23 protein-coding genes are annotated in these 22,173 nt (G+C 71.2%); 14 read left to right on the forward strand and 9 right to left on the reverse strand.

Annotated features, from left to right (window positions below):
• Positions 1–14: 14 nt before the first annotated feature.
• Entirely contained in the window at positions 15–788 is a 774-nt protein-coding gene (locus tag ACFP2T_RS32275) for a class I SAM-dependent methyltransferase (RefSeq protein WP_377428459.1), read from the reverse strand.
• Between the two features lie 103 nt (positions 789–891).
• Here ACFP2T_RS32275 and ACFP2T_RS32280 point away from each other — a divergent pair, with 103 nt between their 5' ends.
• The 8 genes from ACFP2T_RS32280 to ACFP2T_RS32315 all read left to right on the forward strand — a co-directional run bounded on the left by ACFP2T_RS32280 (position 892) and on the right by ACFP2T_RS32315 (position 7,879).
• A complete protein-coding gene (locus tag ACFP2T_RS32280) occupies positions 892–1,317 on the forward strand; it encodes a TOBE domain-containing protein (RefSeq protein WP_377428461.1) in 426 nt (141 codons plus the stop codon).
• Positions 1,314–2,108, forward strand: a complete 795-nt coding sequence (gene modA / locus ACFP2T_RS32285; RefSeq protein ID WP_377428462.1) for a molybdate ABC transporter substrate-binding protein — start codon at positions 1,314–1,316, stop codon at positions 2,106–2,108. Before ACFP2T_RS32280 ends, modA begins: the two co-directional genes overlap by 4 nt.
• Positions 2,109–2,138: 30 nt before the next feature.
• Entirely contained in the window at positions 2,139–2,963 is an 825-nt protein-coding gene (locus ACFP2T_RS32290; protein WP_377428463.1) for an ABC transporter permease, read from the forward strand.
• 44 nt (positions 2,964–3,007) lie between these two features.
• Positions 3,008–4,069, forward strand: a complete 1,062-nt coding sequence (locus tag ACFP2T_RS32295; RefSeq protein WP_377428952.1) for an ABC transporter ATP-binding protein — start codon at positions 3,008–3,010, stop codon at positions 4,067–4,069.
• Positions 4,070–4,143: 74 nt separating this feature from the next.
• On the forward strand, positions 4,144–4,686 hold the full coding sequence (locus ACFP2T_RS32300) for a GNAT family N-acetyltransferase (RefSeq protein WP_377428465.1): 543 nt from the start codon (positions 4,144–4,146) through the stop codon (positions 4,684–4,686).
• Between the two features lie 260 nt (positions 4,687–4,946).
• Positions 4,947–6,026, forward strand: a complete 1,080-nt coding sequence (locus tag ACFP2T_RS32305) for a cupin domain-containing protein (RefSeq protein WP_377428467.1) — start codon at positions 4,947–4,949, stop codon at positions 6,024–6,026.
• Position 6,027: 1 nt separating this feature from the next.
• Positions 6,028–7,299, forward strand: a complete 1,272-nt coding sequence (locus ACFP2T_RS32310) for a flavin-dependent oxidoreductase (protein ID WP_377428469.1) — start codon at positions 6,028–6,030, stop codon at positions 7,297–7,299.
• A gap of 100 nt (positions 7,300–7,399) precedes the next feature.
• Entirely contained in the window at positions 7,400–7,879 is a 480-nt protein-coding gene (locus ACFP2T_RS32315; protein WP_377428471.1) for a YcxB family protein, read from the forward strand.
• A 200-nt stretch (positions 7,880–8,079) separates the two neighbouring features.
• On the opposite strand, the gene ACFP2T_RS32320 is transcribed toward ACFP2T_RS32315, so the two are convergent.
• From ACFP2T_RS32320 to ACFP2T_RS32330, 3 genes are all read right to left on the reverse strand, one after another.
• Positions 8,080–8,589: a hypothetical protein gene (locus ACFP2T_RS32320; protein ID WP_377428473.1), complete on the reverse strand. Its 510-nt coding sequence runs from the start codon at positions 8,587–8,589 to the stop codon at positions 8,080–8,082.
• A 115-nt stretch (positions 8,590–8,704) separates the two neighbouring features.
• Complete coding sequence (locus ACFP2T_RS32325; RefSeq protein WP_377428474.1) at positions 8,705–9,538, reverse strand: hypothetical protein; 834 nt, start codon at positions 9,536–9,538, stop codon at positions 8,705–8,707.
• A 66-nt stretch (positions 9,539–9,604) separates the two neighbouring features.
• Positions 9,605–11,143, reverse strand: a complete 1,539-nt coding sequence (locus ACFP2T_RS32330) for an alpha/beta fold hydrolase (RefSeq protein ID WP_377428475.1) — start codon at positions 11,141–11,143, stop codon at positions 9,605–9,607.
• A gap of 77 nt (positions 11,144–11,220) precedes the next feature.
• On the opposite strand from ACFP2T_RS32330, the gene ACFP2T_RS32335 reads away from it, so the two are divergent.
• Positions 11,221–12,018 carry an AAC(3) family N-acetyltransferase gene (locus tag ACFP2T_RS32335; RefSeq protein ID WP_377428477.1) on the forward strand — a complete coding sequence of 266 codons (798 nt, stop codon included), beginning with the start codon at positions 11,221–11,223 and terminating at the stop codon, positions 12,016–12,018.
• A 42-nt stretch (positions 12,019–12,060) separates the two neighbouring features.
• On the opposite strand, the gene ACFP2T_RS32340 is transcribed toward ACFP2T_RS32335, so the two are convergent.
• Positions 12,061–12,705: a hypothetical protein gene (locus ACFP2T_RS32340; RefSeq protein WP_377428479.1), complete on the reverse strand. Its 645-nt coding sequence runs from the start codon at positions 12,703–12,705 to the stop codon at positions 12,061–12,063.
• Positions 12,706–12,958: 253 nt separating this feature from the next.
• Here ACFP2T_RS32340 and ACFP2T_RS32345 point away from each other — a divergent pair, with 253 nt between their 5' ends.
• Together ACFP2T_RS32345 and ACFP2T_RS32350 are read left to right on the forward strand one after the other, a co-directional pair.
• Positions 12,959–14,314 (forward strand): ferredoxin reductase family protein, encoded by a 1,356-nt coding sequence (locus ACFP2T_RS32345; RefSeq protein ID WP_377428481.1) that lies wholly within the window; start codon positions 12,959–12,961, stop codon positions 14,312–14,314.
• 126 nt (positions 14,315–14,440) lie between these two features.
• Positions 14,441–16,213: a glycoside hydrolase family 15 protein gene (locus tag ACFP2T_RS32350; RefSeq protein WP_377428483.1), complete on the forward strand. Its 1,773-nt coding sequence runs from the start codon at positions 14,441–14,443 to the stop codon at positions 16,211–16,213.
• Positions 16,214–16,337: 124 nt separating this feature from the next.
• Here ACFP2T_RS32350 and ACFP2T_RS32355 read toward each other — a convergent pair whose 3' ends face one another.
• Complete coding sequence (locus ACFP2T_RS32355) at positions 16,338–17,243, reverse strand: alpha/beta fold hydrolase (protein WP_377428485.1); 906 nt, start codon at positions 17,241–17,243, stop codon at positions 16,338–16,340.
• Positions 17,244–17,423: 180 nt separating this feature from the next.
• Here ACFP2T_RS32355 and ACFP2T_RS32360 point away from each other — a divergent pair, with 180 nt between their 5' ends.
• Positions 17,424–18,020 (forward strand): TetR/AcrR family transcriptional regulator, encoded by a 597-nt coding sequence (locus ACFP2T_RS32360; protein ID WP_377428487.1) that lies wholly within the window; start codon positions 17,424–17,426, stop codon positions 18,018–18,020.
• 52 nt (positions 18,021–18,072) lie between these two features.
• Here ACFP2T_RS32360 and ACFP2T_RS32365 read toward each other — a convergent pair whose 3' ends face one another.
• Complete coding sequence (locus ACFP2T_RS32365; protein WP_377428489.1) at positions 18,073–18,687, reverse strand: acyl-CoA-like ligand-binding transcription factor; 615 nt, start codon at positions 18,685–18,687, stop codon at positions 18,073–18,075.
• Positions 18,688–18,757: 70 nt separating this feature from the next.
• Here ACFP2T_RS32365 and ACFP2T_RS32370 point away from each other — a divergent pair, with 70 nt between their 5' ends.
• Positions 18,758–19,690: an oxidoreductase gene (locus ACFP2T_RS32370; protein WP_377428491.1), complete on the forward strand. Its 933-nt coding sequence runs from the start codon at positions 18,758–18,760 to the stop codon at positions 19,688–19,690.
• Positions 19,691–19,762: 72 nt separating this feature from the next.
• Here the strand turns inward: ACFP2T_RS32370 and ACFP2T_RS32375 are convergent, their stop codons facing one another.
• Positions 19,763–20,212, reverse strand: coding sequence for a hypothetical protein (locus ACFP2T_RS32375; RefSeq protein ID WP_377428493.1), 450 nt, complete (start codon positions 20,210–20,212; stop codon positions 19,763–19,765).
• Between the two features lie 88 nt (positions 20,213–20,300).
• Positions 20,301–21,332: a medium chain dehydrogenase/reductase family protein gene (locus tag ACFP2T_RS32380; RefSeq protein ID WP_377428494.1), complete on the reverse strand. Its 1,032-nt coding sequence runs from the start codon at positions 21,330–21,332 to the stop codon at positions 20,301–20,303.
• A 148-nt stretch (positions 21,333–21,480) separates the two neighbouring features.
• Between ACFP2T_RS32380 and ACFP2T_RS32385 the strand changes: the two genes are divergently transcribed.
• Complete coding sequence (locus ACFP2T_RS32385) at positions 21,481–22,128, forward strand: TetR/AcrR family transcriptional regulator (RefSeq protein ID WP_377428496.1); 648 nt, start codon at positions 21,481–21,483, stop codon at positions 22,126–22,128.
• Positions 22,129–22,173 lie beyond the last annotated feature (45 nt).

Raw genomic sequence — 22,173 nt, forward strand, 5'->3', positions numbered from 1 at the left:
GCCGGCTTGGCGGGCTATCGACGGATGCCGATGGCGAGGAATCGGTGCACCGGGTCGTCGTAGCTGGTGAGGTGCCATCCGGTGTGGTCGGTGCTCCGGCGGAGTGGGATTTCGGCGAGTGGCTCGTCGGGATGCAGGGTGTGGCCGTGCCGGGCGGCGAGGGCGGCGCGACCGGAGGGATGGAACAGCACGAGCCGTCCGCCGGGTCGGGTGATCCGGGCGAGTTCGTGTAGGCCGGCTTCCGGGTCGGGCAGATGGCCGAGCAGCCCGGCGGCGAAAACCGCGTCGACGCACGCGTCCGCGATGGGCAGGTGCCGGGCGTCGCCGAGGATCAGTCCGGCACCTGCGGTGCGGCCCTGGTCCCGGGCAACGGCGAGCATCTGCGGGGTGATGTCGACGCCGATGACGATGCCGTGCCGGCCGACAGCGTCCCGCAGGGCCGGCAGGGCGCGCCCGGTGCCGCACCCCAGGTCGACGGCGACCCCGCCGGTACGGAGGTTCGCCTCCGCGACGGCTGCGGCACAGGCGGGCATGTCATCGCCGAACCTGGCGTCCCAGGACGCGGCGCGCACGGCGAAGAACGCCCGGGACTCGCTGATGTACCAGCGTTCCATCGGGGCGAGCCGGTCGGCGACGACCCCGGCGTGCGGCGCGGCGCCGTCGACGACGACGGAGACGGCGCCGGCCGGAAGAGCGCCGGCCAGGTGGCCGAGAATTTCCGCCCAGCGGCGTGCCTGTTCGTCGGTCATCGCCTGCCACGCCGGTACCGGCATTCGCTCGCCAGCCATGCACCCATCATGCAGATGCGGCCCGACAAAGGGAACCTCTGCCGACAATGCAAGCTGATCAGCGAACTATGCCTCGCAGTTGCGACGGGCTAGGGTGGCTCTCGTGACGGTGTTTCGGATCGGTGAGGCCGCAGAACTGCTCGGGGTCAGCGCGGACACCATGAGACGTTGGATCGACGCGGGGCGCCTCCCCGCGCTCCGGGACGAGTACGGGCACCGGGTGATCGACGGGGTCGCCCTCGCCGCGTTCGTCCGGGCCCAGGCCGCCGAGCCGGAGGAGCGCGCGGACGAGTCGTCGGCGCGGAACCGGCTTCGGGGCATCGTCACGGCCGTGGTCAAGGACACCGTGATGGCGCAGGTCGACATCCAGGCCGGGCCCTTCCGGCTGGTGTCGTTGATGAGCCGCGAAGCCGTCGACGAACTCGGCCTGGAGGTCGGCTCGCTGGCCGTCGCGGTGATCAAGTCGACCACGGTGGTGGTGGAGCGACCCACGTCGAACGCCGGCAACAGGGGGAGGAGCAGCCTGTGAGAGTACGACGGTTCCGTACCGCCCTGGCCGCGCTCACCGCACTCGCGGTGGTGGGGCTGACGGGTTGTGGCGACAGCGACGATGCCCCGTCGGGCGGCGGCCCGGGGATCACCGGCACGGTGACGGTGTTCGCCGCGGCGTCGCTGACCGAGTCCTTCACGACCATCGGCAGGGACTTCGAGGCGGCAAACCCCGGAACGAAGGTCACGTTCAGTTTCGCCGGCAGTTCGGCACTGGCGAACCAGATCAACCAGGGTGCCCCGGCGGACGTGTTCGCCTCCGCCGCACCCGCGAACATGAAGACCGTCACCGACGCCGGCAACGGCGACGGCGACGGAACCCCGACCACCTTCGTCCGCAACCAGCTCGTCATCGCCGTACCCAGGGGAAATCCGGACCGGGTGACCGGGCTGTCGGATCTGACCAGACCCGACGCGAAGGTCGCGCTCTGCGCCGAACAGGTGCCGTGCGGGGCGGCGGCGAAGAAGGCCCTCGACGCCGCCGAGGTGAAGCTCACCCCGGTCACCCTGGAGCAGGACGTCAAGGCGGCGTTGTCGAAGGTGAAGCTCGGCGAGGTGGACGCGGCGCTGGTCTACCGCACCGACGCGAAGGCCGGGGCGGCCGACGTCGACGGGATCGAGTTCCCCGAGTCGGCCGGAGCGGTCAACGACTACCCGATCATCGTGCTGAAGAACGCGGTCAACCGGGCGGCGGCGCAGGCGTTCGTCAGCTACGTGCTCTCCGACACCGGCAGGGGCGTGCTGACCGCCGCCGGATTCCAGGCTCCGTAACCGGTGTCCCTTCTCGACCACGCCGACCCCGTGACACGGCCAGAGGCGGGCCGGTCGCCGCGACGACGTCGGGCCACCGGCCGGATCCCGGTCGCGCTGCTGGTCCCGGCCACCCTCGGCCTGCTGTTCCTGGTGCTGCCGCTCGCCGGGCTCCTGGCCCGGACGCCGTGGACGACACTGCCCGCGCGGCTGGCCGAGCCGGGCGTCCTGACCGCGCTGCGGCTGTCGCTGCTGACCGCCACCCTCGCCACGCTGCTCTGTCTGGCCCTCGGCGTACCGCTGGCGTGGCTGCTCGCCCGGGTACGGTTCCCCGGCCGACGCGTCGTACGCGCCCTCGTCACCGTCCCGCTCGTGCTGCCACCCGTCGTCGGGGGCGTGGCCCTGCTGCTGGTGTTCGGCCGCCGGGGACTGCTCGGCGGCTGGCTCGACGCCACGTTCGGGATCACGCTGCCGTTCACCACCGCCGGTGTGGTGCTCGCCGAGGCGTTCGTGGCGATGCCCTTCCTGATCATCGCCGTCGAGGGCGCGCTCCGGGGTGCGGACACCCGCTACGAGGAGGCCGCCGCCACCCTCGGTGCCGGCCGCTGGACCACGTTCACGCACGTCACGCTGCCACTGATCGGGCCCGGCATCGCCGCCGGGTCGGTGCTGTGCTGGGCCCGTGCACTCGGCGAGTTCGGCGCCACCATCACGTTCGCGGGCAACTTTCCCGGTCGTACCCAGACGATGCCGCTCGCCGTCTACCTCGCGCTGGAGACCGACCTGGAGGCCGCGATCGTGCTCAGCCTCATCCTGCTGACCGTCTCCGTGGTCATCCTCGCCAGTCTCAGGGACCGATGGATCACCAGTCCGTGACCGCCACCACCAGCGAGGCCGGCACGCCCGATGCCAATACGTCGATGCTCGACGCGCACCTGGTCGTCGAACTCGGCCGGTTCCACCTCGAGCTGCCGCTACGGATCGGTGCCGGTGAGGTCGTGGCGCTGCTCGGCCCGAACGGAGCGGGCAAGACGACCGCGCTGCGTACCCTCGCCGGCCTCGCACCGCTGTCCGGCGGGCACATCACCCTGGCGGGACAGGACCTCGACCGGCCCGACACGCGCCGGTGGACACCCACCGAACGGCGCCCGATCGGAATGGTCTTCCAGGACTATCTGCTGTTCCCGCACCTGACCGCCCTGGACAACGTGGCGTTCGGGCCCCGCCGGCACGGCGCCGACCGGCACAGTGCCCGGCAGCAGGCGGCCGGCTGGCTCGCCCGGGTCGGGCTGGCCGAGCAGGCCCGCCGCAAACCCCGGCAACTCTCCGGTGGGCAGGCCCAGCGGGTGGCGCTGGCCCGTGCCCTCGCGGTGAATCCGGCGTTGCTGCTCCTCGACGAGCCACTCGCCGCCCTCGACGCCCGCACCCGCCTCGACATGCGCGCCCAACTGCAACACCACCTCGCCCAGCATCCGGGGGCCACGCTTCTGGTCACCCACGATCCGCTCGACGCCCTCGTCCTGGCCGATCGGCTCGTCATCGTGGAGCAGGGCCGGGTCGTACAGGAGGGCGACGCCGCCACCATCACCGCCCAACCCCGGACCGAGTACGTCGCCCGGCTCGTCGGACTCAACCTCTACCGGGGCCGGGCGAACGGACACACGGTCGTGCTCCGGGACGGGTTCCGGCTCACCGTCGCCGACCAGCACGACGGCGACGCCTTCGTCGCGTTCCGGCCCTCCGCCGTGGCGCTGCACCCGCACCGCCCCGACGGCAGTCCCCGGAACACCTGGCCGGCCACCATCAGCGGAATCCAGCGGCACGGTGACAACCTCCGGATCCAGCTCACCGGGCCGATCGAGGTGGCCGCCGACATCACCCCGGTCGCCGCCGCGCAGCTGGACCTCGTACCCGGTCAACCCGTCTGGGCCGCCGTCAAGGCCGCCGAGACGCATGCCTATCCCGCCGCCCCCGCCTCCTGAGACCGTCACCGACGACGGTCGTCGGTGGTGGTTGAATGGCCGCGTCCGACCGCGCCGCACGTTGGGGAGAATCCGTGACCTTGACGAGTCGTCTGGCCCGCCGGGCGGACATGCCCACGCTGCTGCCCCTGATCGGGGCGGCGATAACGGAGTTGCAGAAGGGGTTCCTCGACGACGCGCAGATCGAGTCGAGCCGGTCGATTATGGGCATCGACACCCAGCTCATCGACGACGGAACCTACTTCGTGGTCGAGTCGGACGGGCAGATCGTGGGCTGCGGCGGTTGGAGTCGCCGGGCCACCCTCTACGGCGGCGACCACTCCCAGGGCCGGGACCCGGCGCTGCTGGACCCGGCCCGCGACCCCGCCAAGGTTCGGGCGATGTACACGGATCCCCGGTTCGCCCGGCGGGGCGTCGGACGGCTGATCCTCTCGCTGTGTGAGGCCGCCGCCGTTGCCGAGGGGTTCGACTCACTCGAACTCATGGCCACGCTGTCGGGTCGACCGCTGTACGAGGCCGCCGGGTTCGTCCCGGTCGAGCACGTCGAGGATCCTGCCGGCGGCACCCCGGTGCGGCTGGTCCGGATGCGTAAGTCGATCTCCGCCTCGATCGCCTGATCCGCCGTACCGAAAGACCTGCTTCGATTTTTCTCCCCAGCAGAATCATTGACCGATTCTGTTCTGTGTAGCGGGCACCGGTCTCTATAGTCGTCGCAAGCTCGGAACAAGGCGTGTTGCGGGGTGACGGGCGCCCCGGACTCGTAGCCCGGGACGCGGCGAGATCGATGCCGAGCCGCCATCCGCAGTACCCGGGCACGACCTGGTCTGCGCAGGCGCTCTCGCGCGGGATACCGGGCCTATCAGAGGGAGGACCGACCATGGCCACGAGACGATTTCCGGCACCGACCGACATCCCCGACGCCACCGTCCTGGACGAGTTCTACGCCGCCGTCGCCGAGGCCGACCTCCAGCCACTGTGGATGCAGGAGGGCCTGATGCCCCGCACGCCGCCCCTGCGCGACGTGCCGTTCCGCTGGCGTTGGAAGCGGCTGCGGGCCCTCGCGGAGCGGTCCGGCGAACTCGTGCCGATCGACCGGGGCGGCGACCGCCGGGTGCTGGCGTTCGCCAACCCGGGAGGCGGCGGCCTCCCGTACGCGACGAGCACGCTCTGGGGTGCGGTGCAGTACCTCGGTCCGGGCGAGGTGGCCCCGGCACACCACCACACCCCCGGCGCGCTGCGGTTCGTCCTCGAAGGGCACGGCGTCTGGACCCTCGTCGACGGCGACCCGGTGTCGATGAGCCCCGGCGACCTCGTCCTGACCCCGAGCTGGTGTTGGCACGAGCACCACAATCCGGGCAGCGAGCCGATGCTGTGGTTCGACGGCCTCGACCTTCCGATGGTCCGGGCCATGGACGCGATCTTCTTCGAGGACGGTCCGGACCAGATGACCAACCGAGCCGTCGATCCCACGTCCCGCTCCGAACTGCGGTACGCCGGAGCCCCCGGACTGCTTCCGCTGGACGCCGGGGCACCCCCGGCGCACTCCCCGCTGCTCGCGTACCGCCGGGCGGACACCGACCGGGCGCTGACCCGGCTGCTGGAGGCGAGCGCCGACCGGTACGCGGCGGTGCGCTTCGCCGACCCGACGTCCGGAGCCGACGTGATGCCGACGATCCGGTGCAGCATGCACCGCCTGCTGCCGGGTGCCCGGACCCCGACGACCCGCCGGACGGGCTCGTCGATCTGGGTCACCTACTCGGGTACGGCGACCGCGCTGATCGACGGGCAACGGTTCGACCTGGAGCCGGGCGACGTCTTCGCCGTGCCCTCCTGGGCACGCTTCGACCTCTCCGCGACCGAGCCGACGGACCTGTTCAGCCTCTCCGACGCACCCGTGCTGGAGGCGATGCGCCTGGCCAGAACCGAGACGCTCCCGGCCCAGCAGGAGAGCACCTGACATGCGGCCGCGCCGTCCGAACGTGATCATCGTCGGGGCGGGAATCGGCGGCCTCACCCTGGCGCTCGAACTGCACGACGCCGGCATCCCCTGCCGGGTGTACGAGGCCGTCCCGGCGCTCACCCCGATCGGCGTGGGCATCAACGTCCTCCCGCACGCCACCGCGGTCCTCGACCGGCTGGGGTTGACGGCGCCGCTCGCCGAGGCCGGTGTCACCACTCGGGAATCGGTCTTCTACAACCGCTTCGGACAGCTCATCTACCGCGAGCCCGCCGGTCGGTACGCCGGCTACGACTCGCCGCAGTTCTCCATCCACCGGGGCGACCTGCAACGAATTCTCCTCGACGCGGTACGGGACCGCCTCGGGCCGGACGCGGTGCGGCTCGGCCACCGGTGCACGGGAGTCACCCAGGACGACGACGGCGCAAGGGCGAGCTTCCGGGGCGTACCCGGTGACGAGGCGCTTTCCGTTGAGCCGGCCGACGTGCTCGTCGGCTGCGACGGCATCCATTCGGTGATCCGTCGGCAGCTCCACCCGACCGAGGGAGAGCCGGTCTACAGCGGGGTCAACATGTGGCGCGGCGTCACCGCGTGGCCGCCCTTCCTCAGCGGCGCGAGCATGGTCCGAGCCGGCTGGCTGACCAGCGGAAAGATGGTGATCTACCCGATCCGGGACGCGATCGACGAGGCGGGGAACCAGCTCGTGAACTGGGTCGCGGAGCTGGAGACGCCGCACCACGAGCGGCGCGACTGGAACCGGACCGGGAACCTCGACGACTTCGTCGGCGCGTTCGCGGACTGGCACTTCGACTGGCTCGACGTTCCGGCGCTACTGCGCGCCTCGGACTCGGTGCTGGAGTACCCGATGGTGGACCAGGACCCGTTGGACCACTGGACCCTCGGCCGGGTGACCCTGCTCGGCGACGCCGCCCATCCGATGGTGCCGCGCGGATCCAACGGAGCCGGCCAGGCGATCCTGGACGCCCACGCACTGCGGGAGGAACTGAGCGGTACCGACGACGTGGGCGCGGCGCTGCGGGCGTACGAGTCGCGACGCCTGCCGGCCACCGCCCGGGTCGTACGCACCAACCGCAGCAATCCGCCGGACGCGATCCTGCGTGAGGTGTTCACCCGCACCCGCGACCGGCCGTTCACGCGGATCGAGGACGTCATCAGCGTCGCGGAACTGGCCGCCATCTCGAACCGGTACAAGGAGGTGGCCGGCTACGCGCAGCGACGTGATGACGACACCCGTAGCTCGCCGCGCCGATAGCAGCCGCCTGATTCGTGACTGTGGCGGTGACGTGGCACCGGCTGAGGGCGTCCCGTCGGCGGCGTCCGTATGCACCGAGCACGGGATCTAGGATGCGGCGATGCACATCTCCATGTGGGTCGCCTATGACGAAAAGCGGCTCCGGCGCACGATCCAGTTCATCCTCCGCCCGCAGATGAGGCTCGTCCGCATCCTGGGTGGCGTGCTGTTCGTCCTCGGCCTGGGCCTGGTGGCGCTGGAGCCCTCGGCTTCGGTGGCCTATCTTGCTGTGGTCCTCGGGCTGGTGTTCGTGACCGCGATCGCCCCGATCACGGTGGCCCGATCGATGCGTATGCAGTCCAACGTCATCAAGGACGGGTTCCATATGACGCTGGACGACGAGTGGGTCACGATGTCCTACCCGCTCGCCGAGTCGCGGTTCCGGTGGGCCGGCCTCGACCGCGTCATCGAGACCCCCGAGGCCTGGTACGTCATGTTCGGCAAGATCCAGGCAATCACCATCCCGAAGGAACCGATGACCGAGGAGCAGCGGGCCGAGTTCGTCGCGTTCGTCAGCGGGCTGCAACCCGCAGCGAAATGACGGACGTACGCCCCGTCCACCGCCTTCAGCCGTCAACGGTCCCACCGGCGAGGTCGTGGGAATGGCAACAGCCGATCCCCCGACCTCGCCGACCGATGTTGTCGGCCGTCGATCGGCGGCGGTGGCGAGCAGCCGCTGGCAGGTTACCGACAACGCGGTCAATGCCGTCCTGGTTGCCGTGATTCGGAAGACGGCGATCGTCACACGTCCGCGAGGGTGAGCCATTCGCCCGAACGGGGGCGGTAACCGTGGCGCATCAGACCAGTCACGATCGCCGGCACATGGCCGGCGCCGTAGACCACCGCTACCTCGATGGCTTCGTCGCCGCGTTCCTCGTGTAGTCGTCGCAGAGCCGCGAGCAGCCGGTCATCGCGCTCGCCACTCAAGGCACGTTCCAGCTCGGGCATCGCCTCGGCGGCGTCCTCGTCCTCCGGCGACGGCAGATCGTTCCGCTCCATCGCGCTCGACCAGATCCTCCGGGTGCCCCCGAACAGCCGGACGAGCACGACGATCGGCAGTACGACCCACATCAGGAGTCGGTCCGTCAGCGGTATCCGGCGCCAGGCGGCCTTGAACTGCGCCGAGTCCACATCCGGCCGTACGATCTCGACGCCCAGCGATTCGTAGTCGATGTCCTGCTCGACAAGCTGTGTCCGGTTGTTGAATCGCAACACCCGGTAGCCCAGTTCAGTGACCTCGATAATCTGCATGCCATCGCCTCCACCGGGCCCCCTACGGTGAAGGCCCATGGTGGCAGCTGCTGCCCAACCGGCCACTCGACAGAAATGCGCCCGCGCCCGACGGCCGAGTCCATTGACTGCCCACTCAGGCGAGCTGCGCGGCCGATCGGGATCGGATCGCGGGATCCGGGGCCTGCTGGCCGACCGCGACGAGGCGCGCACGGATCTCCGTCGGCAACCTGCCGATGTCACGGGTCAGCCTCTTGCGCGCCTGCCATCCGGTCAGGTGCCGCACCGCTCCGGCGAAATGCTCGTCGGTCGCCTCCGGTCCGGCGAGGGCTTCGGCGATGGCCGCGATGGGCAGTTCGGCGAGCAGCCTGCTCGGGACTCCCTCGTGTGAGGGGTAGCCGGAGTAGCGCCCCGTACCGGAACCGCACCATGCCAGCAGGGCCAGGGCCACGGCGGAGTCCGTCCGGTGGACGCCTCGGACCTGCTGAAGGAGTTCGGCGGTCGTCGGCGGGTCCGAGCCGAGGATGGCGTCGACAACCTCCCCGGGTACGGCCGCGGCGGCGCGCCAGGACCGTTCGGCCACCTCGGAGGCGGCGCGGGCTGCGGCCTGGCGTGCCTGCTCGGCATGGAACCGGTCCAGCGGGTGCGGAATACCTCGGTCGGACAACCAACGCAGGAGGGCTGTCCCGTCCCGCAGCTCGGCGTCGGCCGAGAATCCCTTCCATCGCAGCGAGTACGCGTGGTGATGGCCTACCGTCGCGACGCGCTCCCCACCATCGTCGACGAACTCGACCCGGTACTCGCCGGCACACACGCACACCATGTCGAGTACGCGAGTGACGGCCAGGGCCCGACGCAGCTCGGCCAACGAGCCAGGCTCAGAGGTGGTGATCAGGACTTCCCCGGAGACCTCGCGGACGACGGCAGTTGACGCTCCGGCCAGTCGCGAGTCGAGTTGATGCACCGTCATCCGCCCATGATCCACGACAGGACCCGGCCCGACGCGCACCGGACACGTGATCGCGACCGCGCCGTCTCAGGTGATCGGCAGTGCGGTCGCGACGGGCCAGGCGACCATCAGGGCGCCGGCCGGGATGGTGCGCCACCAGGGCATCCCGGTCAGCCACGCCACGCCGGCCACCAGGACGTACAGCGCGAGCAGCGCCGCGATCAACGGTGTGACGAGCGCGAGGAAGCCGGGGGCCAGGCCGACGGTGGCAGCTATCGGAATGGGCAGACATACCGCGGCCAGGACCGCGATGCTCCATGCTGGACGGACGAGGGCGTTCGCTCCGCCGAGCAGGGCCCCGGTGGCGAGGACGAGCAACCCGATCAGCCACCAGCGCGACCCGTGCGGCACCACCGAGGTCAGGCCGAGATGGATGGGTACGACGACCGCCGCGCTCGCCGCGACAGCCAGCGCGACGGCGGAGGCAGCCGCCGTCCACGGCGCGGTGTCGTGCCGCAAGGAACCGACCGGGTCACCCGCATCGTCCTCCGCCGGACGGGCCCCGGCACGACGGCGGGCCACCACGGCGGCGGTCGCGAGGGTGGCCCCGGCGAGCGCGAAGTAACCGACGAGATAGCCGGATACCGGCGCCGGCAGCATCCGGGTCGACAACCAGCCGCCGACCAGCGCCGGAACCGGGGCGACCAGCACCGCACCGACGAGCCACGCCATCGGTTCGCGTACGGGCAGTACCGAACCGGCCGGGGGTGAGGGCGCATGACGCGCCGATGGCCGGATCAGCGCGGCGATCACCAGGAGCAGCGTCCCGATCATGATCAGCCCGCCCGCCGCCACCCGACGCTTCGCGGCGACCACCTGTCGCTCCGGCTGGTGACGCAGGGCGTCGTCGAGCCAGCGCGCGGCCTCCCGATGGGTACGGCTGGCGTAGAGCACCCCGACGTGTTCGACGAAGCTCACCCGAACCATCCGGCGCCCGGCGGAGCCGTCCGCGACCGCCGCCTGCGAAACGGACCGGATGCCGGCAGGTTCCAGCGCGCCGACGACCAGCAGCAGGTGGCGAGGGCCGGGCTGCAGGGCCGCCGCCGTACTGTCCCCCAACGAGATCGCCACGGTGGCCGCGATCAGCGGGTCCGCGGCCCCGACCCGGACCACCGCCGCGGCCCCCATCGAATGGCCGAGCAACGCCACCCTCGCCGGATCGACCTCGGGCAGCCCCCGCACGTACCGCACGACGGCCGCGAGTTCCCGGTCGATCTCGTCCGGCCCGGTCGCCTGCCCGGTGTTGGCGGCGTGTCCGGCCAGGTCCGGCAGGGCGACCACGTACCCCCGTCGGACGAGCGTGTCGGCGAACGGCCGCATCAGTCGTCCCGACCCGGCGTACCCGTGAGCGACCACGACAGCGGGCCGCCCCGCCCCACCGCCCACCGGGCGGACGACCTCCACCGGTACGTCGGCGACGTGCACGGACGCCGAGCGCAGGTCACGCCCGGCGTACCCGACGACCAGCGCACCGGCCACGAGCAGCAGCACGCCGATGAACAGCCCCGACCGCCACAGCACCGAGCGGGTGTGAACCCGACCTGCGAGCCACGCCGCGATCGACATGCGCTGCACCGTACCGAAGCGACGATCGATGGCGCTCGCTGACGTGTCACCGGGGCCCGGCGCACTATCCTCGCGGGGTGGAACAGCAGGTGCCCCATACCGTCGATTCGCTCACCAGCGAGCTACACGATCTGGGAGTGCCGGCGGGGGGTGTGGTGCTGCTGCACTCCTCGATGCGGACCCTCGGCTTCGTCGCCGGCGGTGTCCACGCGGTGGTCCTCGCCGTGCTGGAGGCGCTGGGTCCCGACGGTACCCTCGTCGTGCCGACCCACACGCCGGACAACACGGACCCGGCCGAGTGGCGCAACCCGCCCGTCGCGCCGACGTGGTGGCCGATGATCCGTGGACAGACCCCCGGGTTCGATCCGGCCTGCACACCGAGCCGGTGGATGGGCGTTCTCGCCGAGGCCGTCCGGACCTGGCCCGGCGCGTTACGCAGCGACCACCCCCAGGTGTCCTTCGCCGCGCTGGGGCCACACGCCAGCGAGATCGTGGGCCGGCACCGGCTGGACGACGGGCTGGGAGACGATTCCCCGCTGGGGGCGCTCTACCGGCGGAACGGAATGGTGTTGCTGCTGGGATGCGGGCACGACGCCAACACCTCGCTGCATCTGGCCGAGTGGCGCCATCGGACACCGCGGCGGGCCGTGACGGGTTCGTCGGTGCGCCAGCCGGACGGGACGAGCCGTTGGGTCGTCTGGACCGACGTGGTGCCCGACGAGAGCGACTTCCCCCGGCTCGGCGCGGATTTCGAGGCTACCGTGGGCGTCACCGTCGGCAGGGTAGGAAACGCGACCGCCCGCCTGATGCCCCAGCGTGCCCTGGTCGACTTCGCCACCACCTGGATGGTCGTCCACCGCCGGACCGCCGGGTGAGCCTGCGCGCTGCGACGGGCGACCGGCCGCGGACGTGTGGATTCAGGGGCCGTCCTCGACACGCTCGCGGGCGGCGTCGAGCAACTGTTGCCGTGCCGACCAGACCTGCTCCGCGGTGAGGGCGCGCTTCCGCTCCCAGGGAATGCTTCGCCAGATCTGGTGGACCACCGGGCCCTTGCCCTTGTTGCGGGCCCGCCGGTCGAGTTCCCAGACATAGGTCCACAACAGGACGGCGTCCCGCAGATCCCGGCGTACCCGGATGAGGTCTCTGGCCTGTCCTTCGGTTGTCGGGAGCCGCTGCGAGGCCGCCAGATGCTTGACGGCGAGGGCCTGGGTTCGCACGATCCCGGTGCGATCCGCCGGACCTGGCGAGGCGTACAGCACGATGCGTGCCGACACGAGGCGGTTGTTGAACTCCAGGTGTTCGACCCGGAACGAGGTGGAGAAGAACGAGGACAGCAGGTTGGCGAACGGGCCGTGCGGGTCGAGCGTCGCCAGGTCGGCCGGCAACTCGGAACGGTGCTCCGCAATCCAGGTGGCGGCCGTGCCCGGACGCGCAAGGCGTGCGGCGGCGTCGACCGACAGCATCTCGGGGTCGTCCACCGATGCCTGGCTGAGCCACATCAACAAGCCGTAGGCCTTTGCCTGCAGCGTCAACAGCTCCGCGACGTCCTCATAGCTGAGCATGTCTGCCCTCCCGTCGGCAGCCTGCCACACGGATGGGACGCGGGTCGGCGGCGGCTGGCGTGGCCGCGAGGGCCAGGGCATCGCCGACGGTGACGCCGGTCCGATGTTCGTCGCCTTTCCGACAGTGCCAGTCTCCTGGACGCGCCGGATCCGTGTCGGCGGTTATACGCCATTGTGTACGGCACCACCGCCGGACCCGGCGGACGGCCCCGGTTCTCCACGAACCGGCCTCTCAGGAAGAGGAATCACCCAGGTGAACACCCCTGCTGTCCAGCACATCGCCATCCCCCGGGTGCGCCCCGGAACGGCCGGCCGCCTCACGCTGTGGCTCGGCGTCGCCGCGAACGTGGCCGTGGTGAACACGCTGCTCGTCGTGTCGCCGTACCCGGAATCGAGCGCCCCCTTCATCCTCGGCCGGTTCTTCGGCGTGCACGCCGCCATCATCCTGGCGTTGCAACTGCTGCTGATCGCGCGGCTGCCGTGGCTCGACCGCCGGATCGGAATGGACCGACTCACCGCCTGGCACCGGTGGACCGGCTTCACGCTGATCTGGACGATCCTCGCGCACGCCACGTCCATTGTGGTCGGTCTGGCCATGATGTCCGGGAAGACCCTTTCCGGACAGGTCATCGACCTCGTGACGACCTGGAAGGGCGTGTTGTGGGCGATGATCGCGGCCGGCCTGCTCCTGTCGATCGGGATCGTGTCGGCCAGGTTCGCCCGCCGCCGGCTGTCCTACGAGACCTGGCACGTGCTGCACCTCGGCACGTACGTCGCGGTGCTGCTCGCCCTCACCCACCAGATCGCGGTGGGCACCACCTTCACGGCGTCCCCGTTCGCCAAGGCGTACTGGTGGACGCTCTGGAGCGTGGCGCTCGGCGCCGTGCTTGCCGGCCGGGTGCTCCTGCCACTGTGGCGCAACCTCCGCCACCGGTTCCGCGTCGCGCGGGTCGTACCCGAGTCCGACAACGTCGTGTCGATCTACGTCACCGGGCACCGCCTCGACCGGCTGCCGGCGCAGGCCGGCCAGTTCTTCCTGTGGCGATTCCTCAGCCGTGACCGCTGGTGGCAGACCAACCCGTTCTCGCTCTCCACCGCGCCCGACGGTCGGTCGCTGCGGCTGACCGCCAAGGCGGTCGGCACCGGCAGCGCCACGCTGCGTCAGGTCCGGGTCGGCACGCGGGTGTTCGCCGAGGGCCCGTACGGCGCCTTCACCGCCATGCACCGGACCCGGCCGGCAACGCTGCTCATCGCGGGCGGCGTCGGGGTGACCCCGATCCGTTCGCTCCTGGAGACCCTCGACGGTCACGTGGTCGTGCTGTACCGGGTGCGCTCCGTGGCCGACGCCGTGCTGGCGGACGAGCTGCGGGCGCTGGCGGACGCCCGCGGGGCCGAGCTGCGGCTGGTGACCGGCCCGTCCCGGCCGGTACCGCCGACGGGCCCGATCCTCGGGCCGGACCACCTGCTGGAGCTGGTACCCGACATCCGCGATCGCGACGTCTTCGTCTGCGGCCCGACCCGCATGACCTCCGCCGTGCTGCACAGCCTCCGGCAACTGCGCGTGCCGCAGCGCCAGGTGCACACCGAGCGGTTCGGCCTGGCCGGCTGAGCCGATGGTGCCGGGCACGGACCTCAGGAGCCGGGCCCGGCCCCGCTCCTCGCCCGTCCGCCGCCGTTCCTGGATCGGCCCGGGCCGGCCAGTACTAGCCGTGCCCGACCTGGGTATCCGCGTGGGATGTCCGCTTCCATGATCGCCGAGTATGGCCTGCTGTCCGACTGTGCCTCGGCGGCGCTGGTCAGCCGCGACGGCTCGATCGACTGGTGGTGCCCGGGCCGGTTCGACGCGCCGTCCGTGTTCGGCCGGCTGCTGGACGCCGACGCCGGGCACTGGACGCTCTGCCCGGTGGCCAGCTCGGACCGGCGGACCGAGCGGGAGTACGTCGACGACTCGCTGGTGCTCCGGACCGTTCACCACACCAGGGACGGCGACGTCGCGGTCACCGAAGGGTTGGTGGCCGAGCCCGGGGCGCGCGGACACGAACTCGGACAGAATTCCCCGATGGTGCTGGCCCGGGTTGTCGAGGGACTTTCCGGCACGGTACGGATGCGCTGCGAATACGTCCCACGGCCGGAGTACGGGCTGATCGTTCCGTATCTGCACTGCCGCGACGGTGAGGTCCAGGCCGACGCCGGCCCGTTGACCCTGATCCTGCGCAGCCCCGTCCCACTGGACTGCGCGCACGGCCGGGCGTACGCCGAGTTCGACGTCCGCGCCGGTCAGGTGCTCGGCTTCGACCTGGCCTTCGCGCCGGCCTACGGCCCGCCGCCGCGGCACCTGGATCCGGTGCCGGCGCTCGCCGAGACGGTCGAGGCGTGGCGGGTGATCCGGGAGCTGCACCCCTACGACGGGCGCTACCCCGACCTCGTGCGGCGCAGTGCGCTGGTCGTGCAGGGCCTGACCTACCGGCCCAGCGGGGCCGTGGTCGCCGCCGTCACCACGTCGCTGCCGGAGCGGCTCGGCGGTACCGACAACTACGACTACCGGTACGCCTGGCTGCGGGATTTCATTCTGACCGTACGGGCGCTCTGGGTGACCACGTGTCCGGAGGAGACGGGCCGGCTCTTCGACTGGGCGGCCCGCTCCGCCGGACGCACCGGCGACGAACCGGTGCCGATCATGTACGGGGCGACCGGTGAGCGGGACCTCTCCGAGTACTCCCTCGACCACCTGCGCGGGTACGCCGACAGCCGGCCGGTCCGGGTCGGCAACGACGCCTGGCACCAGCGGCAGCACGACGTGCCCGGCCTGCTGATCGGCGCACACCTTCTCCAGGACGAGATTCGTGACCTCTCGGAGGAGTCGAAGGCGCTGCTCGTCGGCCTTGCCGAGCAGGCCACGCACTGGCGGGAACCCGATGCCGGCATGTGGGAGGACCGCGGCCCCGGACGGCACTACGTCGCGTCGAAGGCGATGTGCTGGGGCGCGTTGGACAGTGCGGTGAAGCTCGCGCCGCTACTCGGCCCCCGCGCCGATCCCGAACGGTGGGCCACCGTCCGGGACGAGATCCGGGCCACCGTGTTGCGGGACGCCTGGAACGACCGCGTCGGCGCCTTCACCGGAGCCATCGGGTCGCTGGAGCTGGATGCCTCCGTCCTGGTCATGCCCGGTACGGGGATCGTGCCGGCCACCGATCCCCGGATGCGGGCCACCATCGAGGCCATCGCGACGGACCTGACGACCGACGGTCTGGTCCGCCGTTGGCCGGACGATCCGGCCGGTTTCGTTGCGTGCACGTTCTGGCTCGTCGAATGCCTCGCCATGGCGGGCGAGACCGCGCGGGCCGCCGCACTGTTCGAACGTGCCGCCGCCCGCGCGAACGACCTCGGACTGTTCGCCGAACAGATCGACCCCCGCACCGGCGCGCACCTCGGCAACACCCCGCTGGCGCTCTCCCACGTCGGCCTCATCGGAGCCGCCTGGCGGCTCACCAAGCCCAGCTTCGTCTGAACACGTCGCACACCGATCGGCCCGCCAAGAGGCAGCGGTGAGCGTGCGGCGCGTCGAGCGGATCAGCGGTGAGCGTGCGGCGCGTCGAACGGATCAGCGGTAGGTCTGCGGTGCGTCGGACGGATCAGCGGTGGGCAGCGGTATCCACCAATGCGCGCATCTCCCGCACCACGGTCGGCCACACGGCTCGCGGCAGGTCGTGACCGGTGCCCGGCAGTTCCACGTACCGTGCGCCAGGCACCGCCTCGGCGATGTGCCGACCCGCGGACGGGCGCAGCAGCGGGTCCCGCTCGCCTTGGAGCACGAGGGTGGGCACGCGGAGATCCCGTAGCCGTGGGCCCTGCCAGGACGCGCCGGTCTGCCGTGCCTGGGCGCGGGTGTCGCGGACTCCGCTGGGTAGTCCGGCGTCGAGCTCGCGCTCCACCCGAGCCCGGGCGTCCTGCTCGTCGAAGGCGTACCCGGGGGAGGCGACCGCCCGCGCCAGGGCCAGGCCGGCCGCCACGTCGCCCTCGTGGTCGGCGGGGAAGCGGAAGCGCGCCAGGCGGGCCAGGAAGGGCAGGCGCACGTACCGCAGGACGGCGGCGCCCCGGGCGTCGCTGGGCACGGCGGCGTAGGAGGTCAGCGTACGCACCCGCAACGGGTGGCGTAGTGCGGTGCGCTGAGCCACCAGGCCGCCCTGAGAGACGCCGAAGAGGTGGGCGTGCTGCCACCCCAGGGCGTCGAGTACGGCGGCGGTGTCGTCGGCCATGTCCTCGGCGGTGTAGGCGGCCGGGCGCCGTCGCAGCAACGCGGCGAAGGGGTGGTCGGCGGGGACGTCGTCGAAGTGCGTGGAGCCCCCGGCGTCCCGGCCGTCGAAGGCCGCTACGTGGAACCCGGCGGCGACCAGGGCGTCGACCAGGCCGTCGGGCCACCAGTACCGCGAGACCCCGAGGCCCATTACCAGCAGCAGCGGCTCACCGCCCGCACCGCCGAGTTCGTCGACCGCGAGGATCACGTCGCCGTTGCGCGCGTGGCGCGGCGTCCTGGTCATGAGAACCTCCCTGACGGCAGCTACTTTGGGAACACCGTTCGCGAATGACGATAGCAGCACTGATACGGTGAACGCGACCGACGGGAGGGGCGGATGGGCGCGGGGGAACAGGCGGTCCCGGTTTGGCTCCGGGAACGTCGGTCGGGGGTTGGTCGGCCCGCGGAGCGCTCGCGGGCGGAGGTGACTGCGGCAGCGATCGCGCTGGCCGATCGGGAGGGTCTGGCGGCGGTCTCCATGCGCCGCGTCGCCGCACAGTTGGGCACCGGGGCGGCGTCGCTCTACCGTTACGTCGCCGCCCGTGACGACCTGCTCGACCTGATGGCCGACGAGGCCGCCGGCGGCTACGACCTGCCGGCCCCGGATGGCCCGTGGCTGACCGGCCTGCTGGAGGTGGGTCGGCAGGGACGGGCGCTCATGCTCCGCCACCCCTGGCTGCCCGAACTGGTACTCACCCGGCCCGCGCTCGGCCCACACGGCGTCGACCTGCTCGAACACGTCCTGGCGGTGCTCGCGGGGCATCCGGCGGACGCGGCGCGCAAGATGGAGGCGTTCGCCGTGCTGAACACCATCACCGCCGCCTTCGCCCTGAACGAACTCGGCACCACCTCCGACGCCCGCCAACGGCAGGGTGCCTACCTCGCCCACGCGGTCGTCGCGGGCGGACACTCGCACCTGGCAGCGGCGCTGACCGGAGCCACCCTGGCGACCGCCGCGCCGGCAGAGCGCTTCGAGGAGATCCTGTCCCGCATCCTCACCGGCCTGCTGGGACCCGCCTGATCACCGCGCTCTCATGCTCGGCGGGGTAGCCGTCGGTTCTACCTCGAGGCGGTCATCCCGTACCCGGCGCGGGCCCGCGCAGCGCGTCGAATGCCTCGTCCAGCAGCACGTCCAGATCATCCCCTCGGCGCCCACCGCTCCACGCCGCCCCGACCGCGTCCAACGCTCCGAGCGCCGCCGCCGCGAACGTGGCGGGCCGAAGGTCCACGGCCGGATCAACGCCCATCCGCCGACCCAGTTCCTCGGTGATTCCGCCATGCCACCGCCCGATCTTCTCCGCATGCCGAGCGCGTAACGACGGCGTCTCCCCGCACAGCCGGAAGATCGCCATCAACCGCTCCGGATCGCTGACGAACACCCGCTTGGCGTCGTCCATCGCCCGCCGCAGCGCCTCCCACACCGACTCGGCAGCGGGCCGGGCCGCCAACGCGCCGCAGATCAGGTCGCCCATGTCGGCCAGGTAGCCGAGGACCAGGTCTTCCTTGGTGTCGAAGTACCGGAAGAACGTCCGCCGCGCCACTCCGGTGGCCGCCACCACCTCGTCGACAGTGGTCCGCTCGAACCCGCGGGAGATGAACAGGTCCACCGCGGTGGCCGCGATCTCGGCGCGCATCGCATTCCGGGTGCGTTCGCGGAGCCCCGGGGGGTTGGTGTTCGGCGCCGTCATGTGCAACAGTCTATCAATGCCAATTTGGCACCAGGTGCCATAGGGGCACCAAGAGCCAAAGGAGTGCGCCATGGCCCACTGGACCACTGCCGACGTCCCCGACCAGTCCGGCCGCGTCGCGGTCGTCACCGGAGCCAACAGCGGCCTCGGCTACCACACCGCCCTCGCCCTCGCTCGGGCCGGCGCACACGTCGTCCTCGCGTGCCGCGACCCGCAGCGCGGCGATGCCGCCCTCGACCAGCTGCGCACAGCGGTCCCGAACGCCAGTGCCGAGTGTGGTTCCCTGGACCTCGCCGACCTGGACTCGGTGCGCCGCTTCGCCGATTCCGTCGAATCTCTCGACCTTCTGATCAACAACGCTGGGATCATGGCGCTGCCCAGCCGCCGCACCACCGCGCAGGGCTTCGAGATGCAGGTCGGCACCAACCACCTCGGTCACTTCGCGTTGACCGGCCTGCTGCTACCGCGCCTGCTGAACCGGCCCGGAGCCCGGGTGGTGACGGTCAGCAGCGGCCTGCACCACCGCGGTCGTCTCGCCGACCTCGACGACCTGCAGAGCGAACGCAGGTACGGGGCCTGGCGCGCGTACGCCCTGTCCAAGCTGGCCAACATCCTGTTCTTCACCGAGCTGGACCGTCGGCTACGGGCGGCGAACCAGCCGGTACGCAGCCTCGGCGCGCACCCCGGCTACGCCGCGACCAACCTGCAGCTGACCGGCCCCGCCGCAGACGGCGGCACCCTACTGATCCGCCTCGGCCAACTGGGCAACCGGTTCTTCGCGCAGTCCGCCGCGATGGGCGCCCTGCCGAGCCTGCGCGCCGCGACCGACCCGGAAGCGCAGGGCGGCGAGTTCCACGGCCCGTCCGGCTTCCTCGAGCAGCGCGGCTATCCGGATCGGGTGGCCTACAGCTCCGCCGGCCAGGACGTCTCCGCCGCCCAGCGCCTGTGGACCGAATCCGAGCGCCTCACCGGGGTAACCGTCGACACCGGCACGCCACGGTAACCGGTGCCATCGGGAGGTCTGGACGTATCTGGTTTTCCACCACGACCGTTGCCCGGAATGGCGCGGTACAGCTCAAATACGTACCCTCGGGTCTTGCAGCGCCCGGGCAATCGCGGCGAGCATGCCGCTTTCACACAAGCCGGGTGCTCCGATCAGGAACTCCTCCCGGTCGTACCACTCGACCACTTCCACACCCGGCTGACCAGCGATTGACCGGTCGAAGGGCAGCGTGGCGTCATCGTCATAACAGCCGTAGATTTCATCGGCGGCCCACATGCCCCAGTGCAGCGGGCCAAGCTGGGACTCGTTCTGTTCCTCGTCGAAGACGGTCATGAACCGCTCTTTCGGGTTCACCGGCTGCACACCGAGCGACCCGGTCTCGAGAAGTTGCTCGAAAGTGGGGTCTTCATCCCAGTCCCGGCTCGGGATGACCAGCGTTAGCACATCTTCCAGATGCTCGTGGCAGGCGCAGTCGGGCCGTTGCGGCGGCTGCCAATCGTCCTTTTCGGAGGCGATTCCCATCCGGCGATGATAGGCGGCACACCATCGTCGTCGCCGCCCTGGCCATCTTCCACATCGAGGCACGCGCGGGCGGGCAGAGACGGACGCGCTACGGGTTCAGGACGACCTTTCCGGCAACGGTGCCGGACTCGGCCAGCCGCATGGCTTCGGCGACCCGGGCCAGTGGCAGTTGGGCGGCGATCTGGGCAGTGACGTCGCCGCGCCGCAGGGCGGCGAACACCTCGGTGAGGTCGGCGCGCAACTGGGCGCGGAACCGGTTCCTGGACAGGACCCGACCGGCCCAGATGTTGAAGAAGTACGCGCGGCGGCGGTTGGGCAGGGCGTTCCACAGCCACACCCGGCCGAGCAGTTTGAGCATGGGCCACTGCTTGGATCCCGTGTCGTCGCGGGTGGAGGCGCTGCCGTACGAGACGAGGGTGCCGCCGGGTGCGAGGAGGCGCCAGGAGGCGACGATGCCTCGGCCGCCGACGTGGTCGAAGACGGCGTCCACCCCGTCGGGGAAGAGTTCGCGGACCCGTGCGGTGACGTCCTCGGTGCGGTAGTCGACGGGGACGACGCCGCGCTCCCGTAGAGCGTCGTGGTGGCGCGCGGACGCCGTGCCGACCACCGTGATGCCCGCGGCCTGGGCGAGTTGGACCAGGACGGAGCCGACGCCACCGTTGGCGCCGTGCACGAGGATGGTCTGCCCGGCGCGGACCCGCGCCTTGCGGTGCAGCATCTGCCAGGCGGTGATGCCGTTGACCACCATGGTCTCCGCCTCCGCCGGGCCGATCCCGTCGGGCACCGGCACCACGTCGGCCGCGTCGACGAGTACGTGGCTGGCCCAGCCGCCGACCTTGACCAGCGCGGCCACCCGGGTGCCGGTCAGGCCCGGCTCGACACCCGCGCCGATCGCGAGAACCGTGCCGACCAGGTCGTAGCCGGGCACGAACGGGAACGCCGGCTGGTCGTAGTAGCGGCCGCGCCGCATCTGCTGCTCGGCGAAGGAGACCCCGGTCGCCTCCATCCTGATCAGCACCTGACCGGGGCCCGCCGCCGGGATCGCGCCGCGCCGGACCTGGAGCCCCTCCGGCTCCACTCTGCCCGGCAGTACGACCTCGACCAGTCCTTCGACGTCCATGACAACCTCCACCGCGCTCGATCGCTGATTACCTCTCGCTTCAGTTACAAGTTCTAACAGCTTCCGGCGGAGAGAGTCAAGAAGGTCCGTGATAGCCTCTAACTAAATCTTGATGGCGTAGCCACGCAGCGTGGAAGGGCGGCAGGTCATGGCGGAAGCAGGTGCGAGGACTCCCCGCGAGCGCTACCGCGCCCAGGTGCGTACGGAGATCAAGGAACGCGCCTGGGGGCAGATCGCCGTCGCCGGGGCGTCCGCGCTCTCCCTCAACGCGATCGCCAAGCAGATGGGCATGACCGGACCCGCGCTCTACCGGTACTTCGCCAACCGCGACGAGCTGATCACCGAACTCGTCACCGACGCGTACCGGAGCCTCGCCGACACCTTCCGGGCAGCCGCCGAGTCCGGTGCCGACCTGGCCACGCTGGCGCATGCCCTACGCGGATGGGCCCTGGACGATCCCCATCGGTACTTCCTCGTCTATGGCACGCCCGTCCCCGGCTACCACGCGCCGGACGGCGTCACCCAGATCGCGTCCGAGATCATGACGACCTTGCTCGACGCCTGTGTCGCGCTGCCCCCGGACCGCCCCGCGACACCGTTCGACACGCACCTCGAAGACCACCGGCAGTGGGCGGCCGGCCACCCTGCCCCGTCCACGGCCCTCCACCGCGCTCTGATCTTCTGGACCCGGCTGCACGGCATCCTGTCCCTGGAACTCGCCGGCCACTTCACCGGAATGGGCTTCGACCCCGCCCAACTGTTCACGGCCGAACTGGACAACCTGTCGGCACACTGACCACCCCCTACCCCGCTAACGCTGGCGGCCGGGCGGGCCGACCAC

Source organism: Plantactinospora solaniradicis (assembly GCF_042658085.1).
Lineage (GTDB): Bacteria > Actinomycetota > Actinomycetes > Mycobacteriales > Micromonosporaceae > Plantactinospora > Plantactinospora solaniradicis.